Annotated in this window: 15 protein-coding genes; all 15 read right to left on the bottom strand. The window is 64.9% G+C overall.

The window, feature by feature from the left end; translation table 11 throughout:
- Positions 1 to 1,293, bottom strand: coding sequence for a tryptophan 7-halogenase (locus IT430_08995; GenBank protein MCC6908062.1), 1,293 nt, complete (start codon positions 1,291 to 1,293; stop codon positions 1 to 3).
- The gene (locus IT430_08990) at positions 1,290 to 1,859 is read right to left on the bottom strand and encodes a hypothetical protein (protein ID MCC6908061.1); all 570 of its coding nucleotides are present in this window, start codon (positions 1,857 to 1,859) and stop codon (positions 1,290 to 1,292) included. Before IT430_08990 ends, IT430_08995 begins: the two co-directional genes overlap by 4 nt.
- A gap of 123 nt (positions 1,860 to 1,982) precedes the next feature.
- Entirely contained in the window at positions 1,983 to 3,284 is a 1,302-nt protein-coding gene (locus tag IT430_08985; protein ID MCC6908060.1) for an AMP-binding protein, read from the bottom strand.
- A gap of 9 nt (positions 3,285 to 3,293) precedes the next feature.
- Positions 3,294 to 3,845 (bottom strand): hypothetical protein, encoded by a 552-nt coding sequence (locus tag IT430_08980; GenBank protein ID MCC6908059.1) that lies wholly within the window; start codon positions 3,843 to 3,845, stop codon positions 3,294 to 3,296.
- A 2-nt stretch (positions 3,846 to 3,847) separates the two neighbouring features.
- Positions 3,848 to 4,318 carry a hypothetical protein gene (locus IT430_08975; protein MCC6908058.1) on the bottom strand — a complete coding sequence of 157 codons (471 nt, stop codon included), beginning with the start codon at positions 4,316 to 4,318 and terminating at the stop codon, positions 3,848 to 3,850.
- A 13-nt stretch (positions 4,319 to 4,331) separates the two neighbouring features.
- Complete coding sequence (locus IT430_08970; GenBank protein ID MCC6908057.1) at positions 4,332 to 5,660, bottom strand: glycosyltransferase family 4 protein; 1,329 nt, start codon at positions 5,658 to 5,660, stop codon at positions 4,332 to 4,334.
- Between the two features lie 14 nt (positions 5,661 to 5,674).
- Entirely contained in the window at positions 5,675 to 7,018 is a 1,344-nt protein-coding gene (locus tag IT430_08965; protein MCC6908056.1) for a coproporphyrinogen III oxidase family protein, read from the bottom strand.
- Between the two features lie 9 nt (positions 7,019 to 7,027).
- Positions 7,028 to 8,191, bottom strand: coding sequence for a PQQ-binding-like beta-propeller repeat protein (locus tag IT430_08960; protein MCC6908055.1), 1,164 nt, complete (start codon positions 8,189 to 8,191; stop codon positions 7,028 to 7,030).
- A gap of 63 nt (positions 8,192 to 8,254) precedes the next feature.
- Positions 8,255 to 9,406 carry an iron-containing alcohol dehydrogenase gene (locus tag IT430_08955; protein ID MCC6908054.1) on the bottom strand — a complete coding sequence of 384 codons (1,152 nt, stop codon included), beginning with the start codon at positions 9,404 to 9,406 and terminating at the stop codon, positions 8,255 to 8,257.
- A gap of 120 nt (positions 9,407 to 9,526) precedes the next feature.
- A complete protein-coding gene (locus IT430_08950) occupies positions 9,527 to 10,951 on the bottom strand; it encodes an aldehyde dehydrogenase (protein MCC6908053.1) in 1,425 nt (474 codons plus the stop codon).
- Positions 10,948 to 12,027, bottom strand: coding sequence for a hypothetical protein (locus tag IT430_08945; GenBank protein ID MCC6908052.1), 1,080 nt, complete (start codon positions 12,025 to 12,027; stop codon positions 10,948 to 10,950). The genes IT430_08950 and IT430_08945 overlap by 4 nt, the downstream gene beginning before the upstream one ends.
- Positions 12,024 to 13,646, bottom strand: coding sequence for a sodium:solute symporter family protein (locus IT430_08940; protein MCC6908051.1), 1,623 nt, complete (start codon positions 13,644 to 13,646; stop codon positions 12,024 to 12,026). Before IT430_08940 ends, IT430_08945 begins: the two co-directional genes overlap by 4 nt.
- Positions 13,647 to 13,654: 8 nt before the next feature.
- Positions 13,655 to 13,927, bottom strand: a complete 273-nt coding sequence (locus IT430_08935; protein ID MCC6908050.1) for a DUF3311 domain-containing protein — start codon at positions 13,925 to 13,927, stop codon at positions 13,655 to 13,657.
- Positions 13,924 to 15,498 (bottom strand): PQQ-binding-like beta-propeller repeat protein, encoded by a 1,575-nt coding sequence (locus IT430_08930; GenBank protein MCC6908049.1) that lies wholly within the window; start codon positions 15,496 to 15,498, stop codon positions 13,924 to 13,926. Before IT430_08930 ends, IT430_08935 begins: the two co-directional genes overlap by 4 nt.
- Positions 15,499 to 15,514: 16 nt before the next feature.
- The gene (locus IT430_08925) at positions 15,515 to 17,779 is read right to left on the bottom strand and encodes a PQQ-binding-like beta-propeller repeat protein (protein MCC6908048.1); all 2,265 of its coding nucleotides are present in this window, start codon (positions 17,777 to 17,779) and stop codon (positions 15,515 to 15,517) included.
- Between the last annotated feature and the right edge of the window lie 12 nt (positions 17,780 to 17,791).

The following is a 17,791-nucleotide window of genomic DNA, read 5'->3' as shown; positions in this document are numbered from 1 at the left end:
TCAGACCCGGCTCGCCCTGCCGGTTGGCGACGTGAGCGGTTGGCCGTGCGGCAGGGGGGCCGGGATGTCGGCGAATTCAGACGCCGCGTTGAAGAGGGGATTGAAGTCTCGCTCGACGTTGCCGATGAGGCAGTCAGTGAGGTCGCTTCGAAACTCCGGGTGCGCCTTGAGAAAGGTTCCGAAACTGAAGTCGGTGTCGTAGAAGGCGTAGACGAGGCGGCGCATGGCTTCGATGGCGCTGCGGAACTTTTCGCCGTATGCGGCGAAGCGCGATGCGGAGACATCGCCCGCCGCCAGCGCCTCGTGGACGGCGTCGCCGGCAAGCACGCCGGTGTAGAGCGCGAGGAAGACGCCCGAAGAGAAGACCGGGTCAAGGAAGCCGAACGCATCGCCGGCCAGCACCAGCCCGTCGGCGGCGCAGTAGCGCGAGCGGTATGAATAATCGCCGGTCACGCGAAACTCGCCGACCTGCGTGGCGCCGGCAAGGTGCTCGGCGATCCACGGCTGGATCTTCGCCTCGCGCTCGAACATCGCTTTCGGGTCCAGTTCCGGCTCGCGATACAAGTAGTCGCGCTCACAGACGATGCCGACGCTGACCTTGTCATCCGGCAGCGGGATGTACCAGAACCAGCCTTTGTCGGGAAGATACGCGACGGTCGTGGCGCCTTCGTCGATGCCCTCGTCGCGTTTGGCGCCCGTGTAGTAGGTCCACAGTGCGATCTTGCGCAGATGTGGATCATCGATGCGCCAGCCGCGCTCCTTGAGGGACAGGCACTCGCGCCCGCTGGCGTCAATGGTCATGGGCGCGCGAAACTCGATCGATTGTCCCTGTTCATCAGCGGCTGCGACGCCGATGTTGGTTTCGCCTTCGCGCAGCAGTTGCCGCGCACTGAGCCCGAAGCGGACCTCGGCTCCCTTGTCCGTCGCGTTCTCGAGGAGCAACTGATCGAAGGCGCTGCGCACCACCTGCCAGGTTCGCGCGCAGTCGTGATCTGTGTGCGAAGCAAAGTAGAACGGAGTGGTCTGCTTGCCGTCGAGGCCGACAAACTGAACGCTGTGCTTCTGGATGGTGCACGCCGCCGCGTCGATGCGCTCGATCATGCCGAGCCGACGAAGGGGGAACCAGCAGTAGGGAATGAGCGACTCACCGATGCGATAGCGCGGGAAGGTTTGGCGCTCGAGCATGATGACGCGCCGGCCGTGCCCGGCGAGGATTGCCGCCGCCGAAGAGCCCGCGGGACCCGCGCCGATGACGACGACATCGCACTCGACGACCTGAGTTTGCGTTATCATGCCTGGTGAACCTTGCCGATTGGCGGCAGAATCTCGACCACTTCCGCCAGGGTCTGATCATTCTGATTGTGAATCAACGTGTGGCGGCCATACAGCGTGGTGGGGCCGGCGAGTTCGAATGCAGCTCGCGTGGCCGCGTCGCTGACGAAACGGAAGAACGCGGACGGGCGGCAGGCGTGCTCGACGCCGCAGTCGTGGAGGATGGCGCCCAGCGGCTGGCGGCAATCAACAATGCGGCGCACGGCGTCACTATCGAAGCGGCCCAGGTCGATGCGGATCGCGCCGAACTCGACCGGCCGGTCGCTCGAGGACCCGACGAGCACCACCTGGCGCCGCAGCCACGGGCCATCGCGCCGAACCTCGAGCAGTCGCAGCGCCACCGGCTCGCCGAAGTGCTCCTCCAGAGTGGTGGTCATGTCGCGCTCGTGTACGAGCAGGTCGCGATAGGGCGGCGGCAGATCGCCGGCGCTCACGGCTTCGATCCGGGGCAGGGCGTCGCCGCGGTCCGCGTAGAACTCTTCGAGCGGAAACATCAGATCGGCGATGCGGTGCACCAGTGGCGTCATGAGCGCGGCGTCCTCAGCGGCCCGGCAAAAGGCGGTGGATGGTAGGGGACCGGCCGCGCTGCTGCTGCTGACGACTCGGTCGAAACGGTTCTATCGGCGGCCGGCCGGGCGGTTGCGATCGGTTCACTCTTCCAGGCGCACCCACCGGCGAGCTTTGAGTTCGAAACGGGGCAGTTCGCCCGGCGGCGCGGCGCGCACCGGCACGCGCAGGTTCCACGCATCGCGAATGGCCTGCTCGACGCGCCGGCACAGGCCGCCCGGCTCGGCGACCTCCGGCGCGGGCTCGATGATCAACGTCAGTTCGGTCATTCCCGCGTGCTTGCCGATCTCGGCGCGATATTCGACGACCTCCGTAAACGGCCCGAGCAGCGCATCGAGCGCACTGGGGTAGAGATTGGTGCCGCGAACGACGACCATGTCATCCACGCGACCGATGATGCCGCCGATGAGGCGCATGGTCAAGCGGCCGCAGAGGCACGCTCCGCTCGTCTCGCACCGCACCATGTCGCCGGTGCGATAGCGCAGCACCGGCGAGTCCTCGCGACCGAGCGCGGTGATGACCATTTCGCCCGTGGCGCCGTCCTCGGCCGGCAGCGGCCGGCCGGTTGCGGGGTCGATGATCTCGCAAAGGTACCGGCCTTCATCCACGTGCAGCACGCACGGCCGGCGCGGACATTCGAACGTGACGGGTCCGACTTCGGTCATGCCGTGATGATCGAAAACGCGCGCGGTCGGCCAGAGTTGCTCGATGCGGCTGCGCACCGCGGGGACGCTGCCGCCCGGCTCGCCGGCGACGATGATCCGGCGGACTTTGGCGCTGCTGAAATCAATGCCCTGTTCCCGGGCCGATTCGCCGAGGCGAATGGCATACGTCGGCGTGCACAGCAGGACCGTGACCTCGTTGGCGATGATGGCGCGCACCCGCGTGGCGGTGTTCATGGCCCCGCCGGAAATGCACCGGCAGCCCAGGTCCAGCGCCGCGTCCCACGCCATCCAGAAACCGATGAACGGACCGAACGAGAAGGCGAAGAACAGGCAGTCGAATTCAGTGACATCCGCGACGTCCAGCACCGTATCCCAGCCGGCCAAAAGCCAGTGCCAGTTGTCCTCGGTATCGAGCCAGCGCAGCGGATTGCCCGTCGTCGAACTCGTCTGGTGGACGCGCACGTACGCATCGATCGAAGTCGTGAGATTCGTGCCGTAGGGTGGATGCGCTTCCTGGTCTGCAGCGAGGTCGGCCTTCGTCAGCAGCGGCAGGCGCGCTGCGAACGCTTCGAGTGACTCGATGTTCTCATCCACCCCTGCGGCTCGCAGGCGGGCCCGCCAGAACGGATTGGTGTCCTTGATCTTCTCGATGAGCCCGCAGAGCGAGTCCAGTTGCTGGTCGCGCAGTGACTCTCGGCTGAAAAAGAGACGTTCGTTCATGACCGAAGCTCAGTGGTCCGCAGGCGCTGCCGAAGCGCCTGGGACGGCGGCGTGTGAGATGGGCGTCGGCGGGGGTTTGTAAAGCGTGACGAGCGTGCCTCCACCGGCTGCCATGAGAATGCCGAGGAAGAACGGCCAGCGGATGGCGCCGACGCCGCCGGCTGGCGGGTGCATCCAGATCGCGACAATGGCGTTCACTATGGGCGCGCCGGCGAAAATGATCGACATGACGACCGCCGGATTTCCTTTGGCGCCGAACGCCAGAAGCACGCAGAACGCTCCGACGGCGCCGACCACGCCGGCGAGCAGCGACCAGGCGATTCCCTTGGCCGGCATTGACCAGCTCGAGCCGACGGCCAGCAGCATCCCCGCCGGCGCGAGCACCGCGATGAGAAAATATGCAATACCGACCCAGAGAAACGCTTTGTAGCGCCCGCTGGAGGGGTCGGCCATGTTCACCTGGCCCGTGTGCAGGAAGATGCCGTACACACCCCAGCATGCCACCGTCATGAGCGCAAAGGTGATCCACGCCGAGCCGGGAGAGGTGGTCGTTTCGGGCATGTTCAGAATCCCTCCTGGATGAGCAGTTCGGCCGGCGCGGTGTCGATGAGCCGCACAAACGCCTCGGGCATGCTGGCAGCGCGCATGCGGCCGTCGGGTGTGTGATTCGTCGCGTACAGTGCGGTGACCACGCCTCGCGCGGTCACGGGCATGCCTTCAAGCGTGCCATCCATGTTCACTTTGCGAAAGACAAAGCCGTAGGTGATTGCCTTGTCGGTCTTGCGGAGAACGAGCAGGTGGACTTCCACGGTGTCCTGAAAGCGCACGGGCGCAAAGTAGCGGCAGGACACCTCAACGCGCGGCCAGCCGGCCATGCGGTGGCCGTCCTGCTCGTGCACGGTTTCGCCGAGCGTGCGGATAAACGCGTGCTCGACCGCCTCCATGAAGCGGAAGTAGTTGGCAAAGTGCATGATGCCGGCGGTGTCGGTGTCTGCGAATTCGACCAGTCGCCGTGCTCGAAACTCGTAGTGCATCGTCTTGATCCACTCAGGCGGGAAGAGGATCGGCCGCCGCTGCGGCCGGCGCTGAAGTGAGCATCATACACATCTGCTCGACCTCGCGCGCCATTCGATCGGCGCTGAAGTGTTCGCGAACGCGGGCGCGACCTGCAGCCCCAAGGGCCCGGGCGCCCGCGGCGTCAGTCAGCAGCGCGGCCAGCGCTTCGGCCAGCGCCGCGGGATCGTTCGGCTCGCAGAGCACGCCGCCGCCCGTCGCTTCGAGCAGTTCGGGAAAGGACGCATGGCGTGGCTGGACGACCGGCACGCCGCACGCCAGCGCTTCGAGTACATAGAGGCCGAACGACTCGCCGTACGTCGCAGGCACTGAAAGTACGTCGAGGCTGCGAAGCAGGTCGATCTTGGCGCTGCGCTCGATGTTGGGCAGGAATTCGACGTCGCCCAGCACGGAAGCGCGCCGCAGCTTCCGCCGCTGCTGCTGCACGAACGGCCGGTCGCCTTTGAGCATCGCCCCCGCCAGCCTGAGACGGGCGGCGGCGAACTCCGGCCGCTTCTTGAGCAGAATAAAGGCATCGCACAGCGTGTGCAGCCCCTTGTCGGCGCACAGGCGCGCCAGGTAGCCGATCGTGGGCCGCCGCTCGCGGGCGACAGAATCCGAACGCGGCAGGTCGTCGAGTTCGATGCCATTGTGGATCACCTGCACGCGGTCGGGCGGCAGCGCCAGCCGGTCGGTCATGAGTTCACCGTAGTAGCGGCTGACGGCGATGAACCGGCGCACGCCGCGCAGCTGGTCTCGCATGAGCCGCCACGCCTGGGCCCGATGGGAGAGCGGAAGCGAATCGAGAAACGGCGCTTCACCCTGCAGGCTGCACACGATCGGGCAGCGCGCCTCCTCGAGGAGTGGTTCGACGAGCCCGCAGAGCATCGCGTTGGAGAGCAGGATCACGTCGGGGCGCGGTTCGCCGCGGAGCCAGTTGATGAGACGATCGACTTCGGCCGCCTGGCGCCCGCGCCGGCCGCGCAGGGTGGAAAGGGTGAGATCGCCCAGTTCGGCCGCGCCGGTCATGTCGCTGCGCCTGGAGGCCCAGCGCAGCAGGCGCGGCGAATCGAGCCAGCCGAGCATCCAGTGCGGCAGGCGCGAGACGATTGGCGCCTTCTGGTGCAGGTACATGTTGATGCCGCCGAGGAAGACGGCTTCATTCTCCTGGGGATCGTGCTCTTCGAGCATGAAGGGCAGATAGAGCGGCACCATCTGCACATCGTGGCCCCGCCGCCGCAGCGCGTGGCCGAGCGTGTTGTCGCGCAGGCAACTGCCGCAGTAGAAACTCCCCGTGCCCGGAATCAACTGGACGATTCGCATCGCGGCGGCAGCCTCTACGCGTATCGCGCATCCCGATGGCGATCGAGGAAGAAGTCGTGCAGCAGGCGATCGATCTGCAGCAGACCGTCGCGGCTGGAGGTGATGATGCCATCCTGGATCGTCATGTGTCCGTTGCCCGCGTGCTTGAGCAGCGGCTCCCGGAATCGGTCGATCACGCTCACGCCGAATTTGTCCTTGAAGTACTGGTCGCGCACGCGGCCGAGCTTCATCTGCAGGACGAATTCGCGGATGAGCCGCTCTTCAGGAGTCATCACCAGAGCGCGGTGAATGGGCAATGCGCCGGCCTGCACGCGCTCGACGTACGGTTCAAAGCGATGCTCGTTCTGGAAGTGGATCCCGCCGAGATGCGAAAACGACGAGACGCCCAGTCCGAGCATGTCCGCGCCGGTCCAGAGCGCATCGCGATAGAGAAACTGCACGCTGGCGTCGCGCACGGCGGTGTAGGCGCTGCCGATGAGATAGCCCGCTTCTTCGAGCCGCGCGAACGCCTCATGCACCCAGCGGCGCTTGGTGCGCCAGTCGGCCACCGGGGCGACCTGCTGGCCGCCGTCTTTCATCCGCTGGTAGATCGTCGTGTTGTAGGGGATTTCCATCTGGTAGATGGTGACGCTCTCGGGCTTCATCGCAATCGTCTTCTCGATGCACGACTCCCAGTTCGCCTGCGTTTCTCCGACCATGCCCGCGATGAGGTCGATGTTGATCTGCTCGAAGCCGACTTCGCGGGCGTAGTTGTACGCCCGGTCGATTTCGACGGCCCGGTGGGCGCGGTTGTTGATCTCGAGAATCTCGGGATCGAAGTTCTCCACGCCCAGACTCAGCCGCGTGACGCCCAGCTCGCGCAGCGCCTTGATCTTGCTTTCCTGCAACGTGCCCGGTTCGCACTCGAAGGCGATCTCTTCAGCCTCGTCCCAGGGGAACCAGCGCTGCAGGCCGCGGAAGAGATACTCGAGTTGCTGCGCCGAGAGGTACGACGGCGTGCCTCCGCCGAAGTAAACGAAGCGCGGCGAGCGCCCCGCGAGATACGCCTTGTGCGCATAGCGGCCGGCTTCGGCAATGACGGCGTCGAGGTAGCCGTGAATCTCGCGCGAGTTCTTATCCGTGTAGACCTTGAAGTAGCAGAAATCGCAGCGCTTGCGGCAGAAGGGGATGTGCACGTAGAGGCCCAGCGGCACATCCTGCGCGGCGGGTGCGTCGAGCAGGTCGTGCACGCGACCATTCTGCTCCGGCGACCAGAACGAGAACGGCGGGTAATTCGCCACGAAGTAGTTTCCCGCCGTGGTCTGCTCGGACTTGCCCGCGTCGAGAATCGGGAGGTTGTGTGAACTCTGTTCGGTCATGTCAGTTCGTCAAGGCTCGGAAGCGCGCCCAAAGGCGTAGAGGCCGCCGTCATTGCAGCCGATCAGCACCACGCCATCGACCACGGCGGGCGAGGAAATGATCGACTTCCCAAGGTCATACGACCACAACTCGTGTCCCGTTGCAGAATCGAGAACAAACAGCCGCCCGTCGCCCGAGCCGATCACCACTTTTCCATCGCAGAGCACGGGCGAAGAGTCGACCTGGCGATTCGTGGGAAACGTCCAGATCGCTTCACCGGTGCTGCGGTTTACGCAGTGCACCTGCTTGTCGCGCCCGCCGAAAATGACGCGGTCTCCGCCGATGGCCGGCGCGGAGAAGAACGGGTAGCGGGGGCTGGCGTAGGTCCATTTCGTTTGGCCATCGGCCAGATCGACGCAGATGAAGGCGTTGCCGTAGTGCCCGAAGTACGCGTGGCCGCCGGCGATGGCGACCGAGCCGGCCACGTAGCACTCCTCGCCGAGCGGCACGCGCTTGAGCATGGAGCCGTCCGCAGCGTTGACCACGTGAAGAAACGAGTCGCAGCCGCCGAAGACGATGCGGCCGTCATCCACCGCGGGCGTGCCGTTCACGTAGTTGTCCGTCTCGTATGCCCAGACCTTGGCGCCGTCGGCGGCATTGAGGCAATACAGTTTGTTGTCGTAGCAGCCGAAGATGATCTGTTTGGCGCCGTCGGAGCCTTCGATCCAATTGGCGCCGCTGAGGATCTTCTCATCTGCCTCGAAGCGCCACTTCTCTTTACCGCTGGCCGCATCCACGGCATACATGCGAAAGTCAGAAGAGCCGACATAGACCACGCCGTCAAGAATCATCGGCGGCGCTTCGATCGTGTCCTCCGACGCGAACTTCCAGGCAAGTTCGCCGGTCTTGAGATCGACGGCGTAGAGATGACCATCGTCCGAGCCGACGTAGACGCGGCCATCGCGCACGACCGGCGAAGAGGTGATGGCCTCATTGGCCCTGAAGGTCCATTTGAGTTCGAGAGGAGTAGAGAGCGATCCATCCGCCACGCCGGTCTGGGCGCGGTTGCCGCGGAACATCGGCCACTGAGCGTCAATCGACGGCGCGGCCGGCGCCGATGAAGGAGCGGCTTCGTCACCCGGGGGATCGGAGCGATCGCACGCCACCATACCGGTGAGCAGGGAAAGGCTCACCAGGGCCGCGCATCTGATGCGTCGCGTCTTTGCGGTCATTGCCAGAACTGTAGGGATGCACATCTATCGATACGCCTGTTCGTACAGGCGGAGCAAGTCCGCGGCCGTCGCTGTTCGAGGATTGAAGCGGGCGGTCCACTGGGCGGCGGCCTCCCCGGCGAGCGTGGGCAGGGATTCGCGCGGAACGCCGAGTGATTCGAGTGAATCCGGCATTCTCCCGGCATTCTGCCAGCGCCGCAGGGCCGCTGCAAGGCCCGAGGCGCCGTCCGCGAATCCACCTGCGGTTGCGAGGAGGCGGTAGTGCCCGGCCGCACTCGACTCGGCCGCGTTGAATTCAACCACGTGCGGCAGCATGAGACCGACCGCCACGCCGTGCACCACGCCGAAGTGCGCGGTGAGCGGATTGGCCATCGAGTGGGCGATGCCGAGCATGCTCTTTTCAATGGAGATGCCGGCCATGCTCGCCGCCAGCAGCATCTGGCCCTGGGCCTCCACGTCGCGAGCGTCAATCAGCACCCGCTCGAAATGCCGCGCGCTTCGAGCAAATGACGCGGCTGCAAACGACCGCGACTCATCAGTGGCATTCGTAGCAACACAGGATTCCACGGCGTGTGCGATCGCGTCGACTCCGCTGGCGGCGATCACTGATTGCGGCTGGGTCGTGGCCAGTTCGGGATCGAGAATGGCCACGCGGGGTGCTGCCGAATCGTCGCCGCACGCCATCTTCATGTGCGTGTGCTCGTCAGCGATGAGGGCGAACGACTGCACCTCACTTCCCGTCCCGGCAGTCGTGGGGATGGCGATGAGCGGCAGCAGCGGCGTGCTCACCTTACCGCGGCCCTTGTAGTCGCGCATCGAACCGCCGTTGGTCAGCAGAAAGTTGCAACCCTTGGCGGCATCGATCGCGCTGCCGCCGCCGAGCGCGACGAAGAAGTTGATCCCGCGCTGCCGCGCGACGGCGAGGCACGCCTCCACGTCGCGGTCCGTCGGATTGGGTCGCACATGGTCGAACACGGCGACCTCAAGCCCCGCCGCGTCGAGAATCTCCTGCGCCCGTGCCGCGTGCCCCGCGCGGACGAGACCCTGATCGGTCACAAGCAGCACGCGCGATCCGCCGTGCTCGCACACCAGCGAGCCGATGTGCGCGAGCGAGCCGGGACCGAAGACGATGCGCGTCGTCGTGGCACTTTCAAGATCGGGAGGCCGAGAGATCATGGGTCGAGGATTGCCGCAAAGAGGCTCAAAGGGCACAGAACGAATGTTTGAGAGAACTGTTCCGTCCGCCTTGTTTTGTGACTTTTGTGCTTCTTTGCGGCCATTGCGTTGCGCAGCGCGCTATCCGATCTGCAGCGCGCGTTCGCGGTACAGGAAACTGATGATGTTGCCTTCGTGCGGCTGGAGCCAGTTGAGACGGGTCGTGGGCACGGCCCCGAGATTGAGACGGTCGATGTTCGTGGCGTCCACGGCCGCCCGGCGGAACGACTCGTCTTCGCTGATGACCGTGGCGACCAGCGTGTCGCCGATGGCGGCGAGCATCTCGCTCTGCGGGCATTGGACCACGCTGGCGAAGGGGAACATGAACTCCGTGTTGGCCAGCGCTCGCTTCGGAGAATCGCAGTGGATGATGGTCGGTCGAAGGTAGGCGCACCGCTGGCCGTCCACCAGGCGGTCGCCGTCGCGGTGCCGCGCCGTTACGTCTTCCACGCCGCTTTCCGCAAGGCCCTGCTCGATCATCGCGTTGATGCCCTCGGCCTGCGCGGCGATTGTGAACGCGGCGAGCGGCGCGGCCGGATCGGCGGGCGGCAGGGGGGCAATGGGGCCGAGGCGCTGCGCCAGGGCTTCGGCGATGTCGCGCGCATGACGCGAGACCCAGATGCCCGAGCAGTTGATGCAGCCTCGCCCGCCATTGAGCAGGATGCTGTCCACCATGAGATCGAGGTGCCGCTCCCACTGATCGACGCAATCGTCGCCGATGATGATCTTGCTGAAGCCCGGGCCGTGCACCTGCACCGCCGGGTTGCCGCGATACTGCTCGACGGTGGCCTTGCTGCCGAAGATCATGGTGCGCGACACGTGGCTGACGACGGCCATGCCGACTTCGGCGCCGCCCGGATAAAGTCCGATCGATTCGCGCGGCAGGCCGGCTTCGAAGAACGCCTGAGCCATGCGGAAAGGCGTCCACGGCTCAAGCGGCCCGGGCTTGAGCACGAGGCCGATCTGCAGCGCCGGCACGGGCAGCCAGAGGCCGTGCGTGCCGGGCGAATTGGAGGGCAGCACCATGCCCAGCACGGGCGAATTCGCCTGCATGCTCCGCATGACGTCGCCCTCGAAGCCGTAGCCTCGCGTCATGATGGAGCGGTCGAGCCCGCGCGTCAGTGAGTTGAGGATCGCGTCGAGGTTGGTGAGCACGTGGTGCAGCTTGCTCATGTTGAAGCGGCACATGTGCTCGGGCAGACCGGTGGTCGCGCTCTGGCAGCGCACGAAATCGTCGGGCGATTGCGTGCCACTGCCCATCGGGAGATGCGCAGTTGTGAAGAGATCAGCGGCCCTGCTGAGAATGCGGCACAACTGCTCGCAGGGAATGGCCCGCAGCGCTTCGCGCGCCTGGTGCGCCTGGCGCATGTCGCGCGAGATCAAGCCCGGGTTCGCCTGCGAGACCTGGCAGAGTTCTTCACCCGTGGCAAAGTGCACGACGGTGTCAACGTCGAGGCTCTCGTAGGGTTCGCCCCAGCGCAGGATGGGAAAGTGCGGCAGAGTCAATAGACACCTTCCACAATCGTCGTCTTGCTGGCGCCGAACGGCCGGACCTCGCCGACGCCATCCCACGCGAACTGCTCGCAGGGCGGCCGGCGGATGGCTTCATCGCGCTCGAGGAAGCGCGGCATGAAGAACTCGCGTGTGAGCGTCGTCAGTTCCACGCGGCCCCACTGGTCATACTCCACCGCGCCCTCTGGCTGCTCCGGATCGACGACGCGCAGCATGGCGCGAGGCTGCGGGGCGTAGTAGGTGATCGAATACCGGTCCGCCGGTGTGAGCGGCTTGTGGCACGCGAGGCCCATGAGCGTGTTGCCGTAGGTCGGCACGAACTTCGTTCGACCCTCTAGAACTTCCTCGATGAGGAATCGCGTGTACTGCGGCTCCATGGTCGTGCCGCCGCAGAAGACTCCTTTGATTCCGCAATCCGGAATCGAGATCTTCTCCGCCAGCGCTTCGAGCAGTTTGGGCGTGGTGAACAGCGCATCGACGCGGCGGTGAGTGAGGATGGTGACGGCCTGATCGACCACGTGCTCCATGTAAGCCTTGGCCTGGTCGAACTGCTTGCTCGCGATCAGCTTTTTAACCCAGCGCGGGTCGAGATCAACGAAAAAGCACGAGCAGCCGCGGAAGTTGGCGAGGTGTTCGATGGCCAGGCGCAGGCGCCGCGGGCCGGTCGGGCCCATCATGAGCCAGTAGCCGTTGCGCGGAAAGTCGGCGTCGGCGAGCGTGGCGGAGAATTGCTCGTAGTCGATCTTGTAGTCATCCCAGCCGATGCGCTGCTTGGGCATGCCGGTCGTGCCGCCGGTTTCGAAGATCGTGAACGGCCGGCCCTTGTACGCCGCAGGGATCCAGCGCTCGAGCGGCTCGTTGCGCAGCGATTCATCGGCGAAGTTGGGGAAGCGCACGAGATCGTCCGTGGTCTGGATCTTGTCGATCGGATTCCACCCGGCCTGGCGCGCCCAGTCGAGCCAGAACGGCGTGCCGGTCTCGGGCGAGAAGTGCCACCTGATGATCTCGCGCAGATGCGCGTTGAGCGCTTCGCGGGCGCTTTGAGGTGCAGAGTCGGTCGCCGCGGTCATCGACGGTCTCCCGCATCCGGATCAAAGAACTTGCGGACGGTTGCCTCGGAGAGCGGGCGGCTGATGAGCGAAACCACGATGAGCGTGATCGCGGAAGCGGCGAAGATGAAGGTGACGGGCATCATTCCAAGAATCAGCTTTTCGTCTTCCGAGCCCGGCGCCTTCTCGGCGAAAATGTCGCGATAGAAGAGCACGGCCCACACCGCGGCGGCGACGAGAACGCTCGCCAGCGCCCCGGCCCGGGTCGTGCGCCGCCAATACACCGCGGCGAACACCAGCGGAAACAGCGATGCAAACCCCGAGAAGCACCACACGCCCAGCGCGAACACGCTCTGCGAACGGCGGTCGTCGCCCATCATGTACACCGCCAGGCCATAGGTGACGCCGACGATCGCGAGAATGAAGACGCGGCTGATCCACACCTTCTGCCGGTCGTTGAAGCGGTCGCGGCCGCAGGTGCGCAGGACGATGTCGTTGGTGAACATCGTGCCGATGCACATGAACTGCGAATCGAGCGATGACATGATCGCGGCGAGCACGCCGGCGCCGACAAGCCCGCTCAATACGTTGGAGTGCACGAGCTGGTTGATGACGGCGCCGAGCACGGCGTTGGAGATCGGCGTGCCGTCGGGATTCTTGGGCAGGCGCAGCCCGCCGTCGGCAAAGAGGCCCGCCGCCCACATGCCAATGAGGATGCACGGCATCCAGACGATGGCAATGAACACCGGGTGGGCAACGACGGTGAGGCGAAAGCTCCGTGCGCTGCGCGCCGTGAGCCAGTGCTGAAACAGGTGCGGGAACATGCCCACCGACAGAGGTACAAAGCAGTAGGTGAAGAACTGCGCCTGGCCGATCTGCGAACCGCGCGCAGCGCGTTCGGCGCTGGTGGACTCGAGCAGTTTCGCCGACGCCGCCTGCATTCCGCCGAACTTCTGCGCGATGAGGTAGAACGCCACCACGCCGGTGATCATGAACACGATCGTTTGAAACGTGTTGGCCCAGACGGCGCCGCGCAGGCCGCCGAAGAACACATAGCCGAGCACGACGAGACAGACCACCAGCGATCCGAGCCACAGCGGCAGCGAACCCGTCAGCGGATGCGGGTTGCCATTGGGCAGCGTCATGACGAAGGTTTCGGGAAACATGCCGGCTGTGGTCGCCTGCATGAAGCGGCCCGATGCAATGACGCCCACAAGCAGGTACGGAATGAGCAGCAGCACGAGGATCGCAAAGAGAATGTAGCCCAGGGCCGGCGAATCGAATCGATCGCGGAAGTACTCGCACTGGGTGACGTAGCCGTAGCGCTTCCCCACCGCCCAGAGGCGGATGCCGATGAGGAAAAACACGGCGGAATGAATGAGGCCGCTCCACGAGGCCATCAGGCCGTATACGCCGATGCCCTTGGCGAACGACTCGCCCGTCGATCCGACCAGCGCAAAGCCGGTCATCGTGGTGCCAAACACGCTCATCAGCAGCAGGAACGAGCCCACTGACCGGGAGACGACGAAGTAGTCGGCGGCGGTTCCCTTGAAGAACCTGCTCGATACGACGCCCAGCCCGAGCAGCAGCGCCAGGTAGCCGGCGATGATCCACAGAGGAACCAGGGATGCCTGAGCCATGGTGAGCATCATGCCTTCATCCGCGGAGAGGGTGGGTTCGGACCGGATTCGATCCCGTCGGCCCATTCTTCGATGTGATGCGGCCAGGCGAAGCGGACCGCCGCGAACCAGAGCAGGGCCGCCGCGACCGAGTAGGCCACGTGATACGCCAGCCCGACGGGCAGAAAGCCCAGCACCAGCGTGCGGTCATCCCAGAACCAGAAGTCCTGGTGCAGTACGAACAGCACCGCCGCCAGCGCCCAGATCACCCACCACGCACTCGAGCGGCGCGCCGGCATCACGGGGCCTGCTCCTTGGACTCGGCTCCTGCGGCGGTGTTGGCGATGGCAAAGAGGTGCGTATGCGTGGCGACGTAGAGTGTGCCGTTGGCTGCGACGGCGCTCGAATAGACCGGCGACTTCATGTCGATCTCGTTGATGAGCTTGTACTCCTTGCCGGCGCTGAGGATGGTCATGTAGCCGTCTTCGTTGCCGATGTAGACTTTGCCGTCGGCGACAAGCGGCGAGGCCCAGATGTGGCCCTTGGTGTCGTGGACCCAGTACTCCTCTCCGGTTTCGGCATCGAGGCAGTAGACGAAGCCGGAGAAGTCAGCCGCAAACACGAGGCCGTCATGGATCGCCAGCGTCGAAATCGAGCGGGCGATTTTCTGATACGACCAGACCTTGCCGCTCTGCGTGATGTCGCCGGTCTTGGTCGGATCAAAGCACACGAGATTGCCGGCGCCTTCGCCGTGTTCCGGGTCCTGGCCGATCGCGGTGTAGACGCGGCCGTTGTAGACGACGGGAGTGGCGAGCACCTCGCTCGGGCCCGCGCGCGTGGCGTATTTGATTGGCTTGCCATCGCGCGTGCGATACTCAGGCGGGTTGCAGTCAAAGCGGAACAGTTCCTTGAGGATGGGATAGCCGTCTTCATCGACCGTCGGGTCAGGCGAGAAGCCGTAGCACCAGCCGTCGGGGCCGCCGAAGACGCACAGGTCGGCGGAATCGTTCTTGAGGTAGGCCGGCGAACTCCAGTTGCAGTGGAAGATGCGCTGGCTGAGGCCCGAGGCCTCTTCGGCGATCAGTTCTCCGCTTGCCTTGCGAACCAGGATGAGGCTTGGTGCCATGGGCGAGGGCGTTTCGACGTGCCCGTAGTCCACGCCGTTGGACGTGGTCACCCAGAGGTAGTCACCGACGACAAGCACGCTGCTCGAGGTGATGTTGTGCGGGAACACGCCGCACTCGTCAATCATGTTGAGCGTCCAGATGATGTCGGCGTCCGTGTCCTTTACTTCCATGGGTGGGTTGCCGCGCCCGGCCATGTGCTGGCCCTCGTCCTGAAATGGCCCGTCGTTGCCGTTGGCCATGCCATTCACATCGAGGCAAACGACCTCACACAGGTTGGTCACGAGATAGACGCGGTCGCCGTCGATCGACGGCGAGGAGCAGATTCCCAGATACTCCCAGTCGCTCACCTTTCCCGTGCCGAGCTTGGGGCAGTTGAGCATCCAGATCATCTCGCCGGTCTTCTCGTCGAAGCAGTAGAGCACGCTGCGATCGCCCTTGAAGCGAGGATCGCGCGGCGAGTCGTTGTTCGTGCCGACGTAGACGCGGCCGTTGGCGATGGTCGGGTTGCCGTATGCCTGTGAGCCCAGCTTGGCGATCCACTTGATGTTCTGGGTGGTCGAAGCGTCGATCTGATCCGAAGCGCCGATGAATTCTCCCGCATTGAACTCGGTGGGGAGTCCGGTGGCGCTCGAGACCATGTTGCGGGTGATATCGCGGCCCCACATCGGCCAGTCCTGCGCCCGGCTCGGCGCCGTCGTCGCCAGCGCGGCGGCGAGGGTAAGAGATACTGCATTACGCACGTTCATGGCGGGTCCAATCGTTTCAGTCGTTGGCGGTCACGGTGATGTTGTCGAGGTAGACGCGAAAGCGGCTCTGGGGGACGAAGCCGTAGATTCCCGGCGCGCCGTGCGTGTGGCCGTTCTCGTGGCGCACTTCGATCGTCCACTCATCCGGTTCGGGCTGGTCACGCTCCCATGCCTTGGCGCGGATGATGTTCGAGCCGTCCGGCTGGGCGTCCACGCGCGTCTTCAGGCGGTACCAGACGTTGGGACGGCACTTGAACGGCGCCGATTCCTTGATCCGCTCCATGTTCGAGGAGATCTCGATCTCCTGGTAGTTGCCCTTGAGCATGATGAGGTAGCGCTGATTGATCACGCCCGCCGAGGACATCAGCCGGCGGTTGCCGTCGGACATAATGTCCACCTGCATGGTGTAGTTGCGGCTGTCGGGATTGCCAATCAGCGACTGGGTGCGCTGGAAGAGCGGGTTGTCGAGCGTCTGGGCGAGCACCTTGCCGCCGTCCTTCTCGACGACTTCCCATTGCACGCGGGCCGCAAACCACTGCCCCGGCGGGAACGAAAACGCGTTGTAATCCGAGCCTTCGCGCGTTTGAGTCAGCGCGGTGGATTCAAAATCTTCGGTGAACTCGAGGCGTGGCGTGATGCGCAGGCGAACGGTCGCCTTGAGTCCGTTGCACTCGCCCTCGACTTCGGCCGCGCCGCCTTTAGCGCTGCTGGAAACGATGAGTTCACCGTTGGGTCCCGCGCTCACTGGGAGTTTGGGATTGAGATTCCAGGTGATGCCGGATTGCTGCGCTTGCACCACCAGGCCGTGTTTATCGACAAGCCGGGCGGTGAAGGGCTGCGTCTGCCCTGGCACGAGATTGACTTCGGCGGGGACAATCAGCAGGCGGCTCGCCTCGCCCCGGGCCGGCTCGATTTCCGCAGCACGGATGGTCTTGGTCGCCTGCAGGGCGCCCGGGCCGCGGAAGCAGTACAACTTTTCGGTCGTGTGGATGTACACGCAGCCGTTGGCGATTGCCGGCGCACCGAGGCACTCGCCCTGCAGCTGCACCTTCGAGAGTTCCTTGGGCCCGGCGTCGGTCGGCTCGATGACGTAGAACAGGCCGTTGGCCATCGGAACGTACAGGCGGCCTTCGCCGGCGGCGGGTGAGGCGTGGATTTGCGTGGCGGCCAGTTTCTGCGACCAGAGAATGCGGCCGGTGTCAGCATCGACCGACAGCAGCTCGCCGGTCATGTTCGTCACGTAAACGCGGTTTCCGACCAGCACGGGAGAACTGCTGAACGACTCAACGCCGTTTCGCCATGCCTCATGGTCAGCGCCGAGGATAACCGGACCAGGCTTGCCGGCTTCCGGGGTCGCTCCGAGGCGGATGGCGAGCATGCGTCCGGAGTCGGAAGAGTCGAGATTCTCCGTGCCGTGCACCGCGATGAGCGTGTCGCGGTAGAGCAGCGTCGAAGCGCAGACGCCGCCGACGGTGATGGGCATCTTCCACACGACGTCCCCGGTCTTCGCATTGACGCATGCCACGCAGCCTTCGGCGGTGCCGGCGTAGAGCAGGCGCTGGCCGTCGCGCCATTCGAACACGGGCAGGGAGAATGGATTGTCCTTGGGCCCACCCTCAGGTGTGGCGGTCCACACAAGATCGCCGGTGCGCTTGTCGAACGCGTGAAAGCGGTTGCGCGTCGGGCCGTGCTTGCCCCACGAAGAGGTCATGCCGTGGACGATCACCAGATCGCCGTCGATGGCTGGCGCGACGGTCCGGCCGTTCGGATAGGTCGTTCGGCCGAACTCTTCCATCATCGAGTGCTGCCAGAGCAGCTTGCCATCGCGATCAAAACAGGAGAAGAGGCCGGCGTGCGTGGTCCAGTAGACGTTGCCGGTCTCCGGATCCACCGTGGGCGAGCAGATGGCGTAGCGGTTGTAGACGATGTCGCTGATGAAGTCGTTGGCTCGTCGATCCCAGATCTTCTCGCCGGTCTTCTCGTCGAGGCAGAGCAGGATCTCCTGCAGGTCCGGCCCCGCGCCTTCGTAGCCAAGGGTGTACACGCGCCCGTCGAAGATCACCGGCGTGCCGCGGCTGGCGATGGGCTGCGACCAGGCGAGGGTCGGCGCTGTCAAAGAAATCTGTTCGGGCAGGCCGCGCTCGCTGGATGTGCCGTTCTGGTTCGGGCCGCGCCAACTCGGCCAGTCTTCGGCGTGAGCGAGGGCGGTCGTCAGCGACGCCGCCAGTGCCGTCGATCGTGCAAGCCGCTTGATCGTGGGGTTGAATTGAAGTGTTCGCATGTCTCGTCCCCA

It is taken from the genome of Phycisphaerales bacterium (assembly GCA_020852515.1).
Classification (GTDB): domain Bacteria; phylum Planctomycetota; class Phycisphaerae; order Phycisphaerales; family UBA5793; genus UBA5793.
The sequence above is the reverse complement of the archived record's forward strand: the minus strand, read 5'-3'. Positions and strand labels throughout refer to the sequence as shown.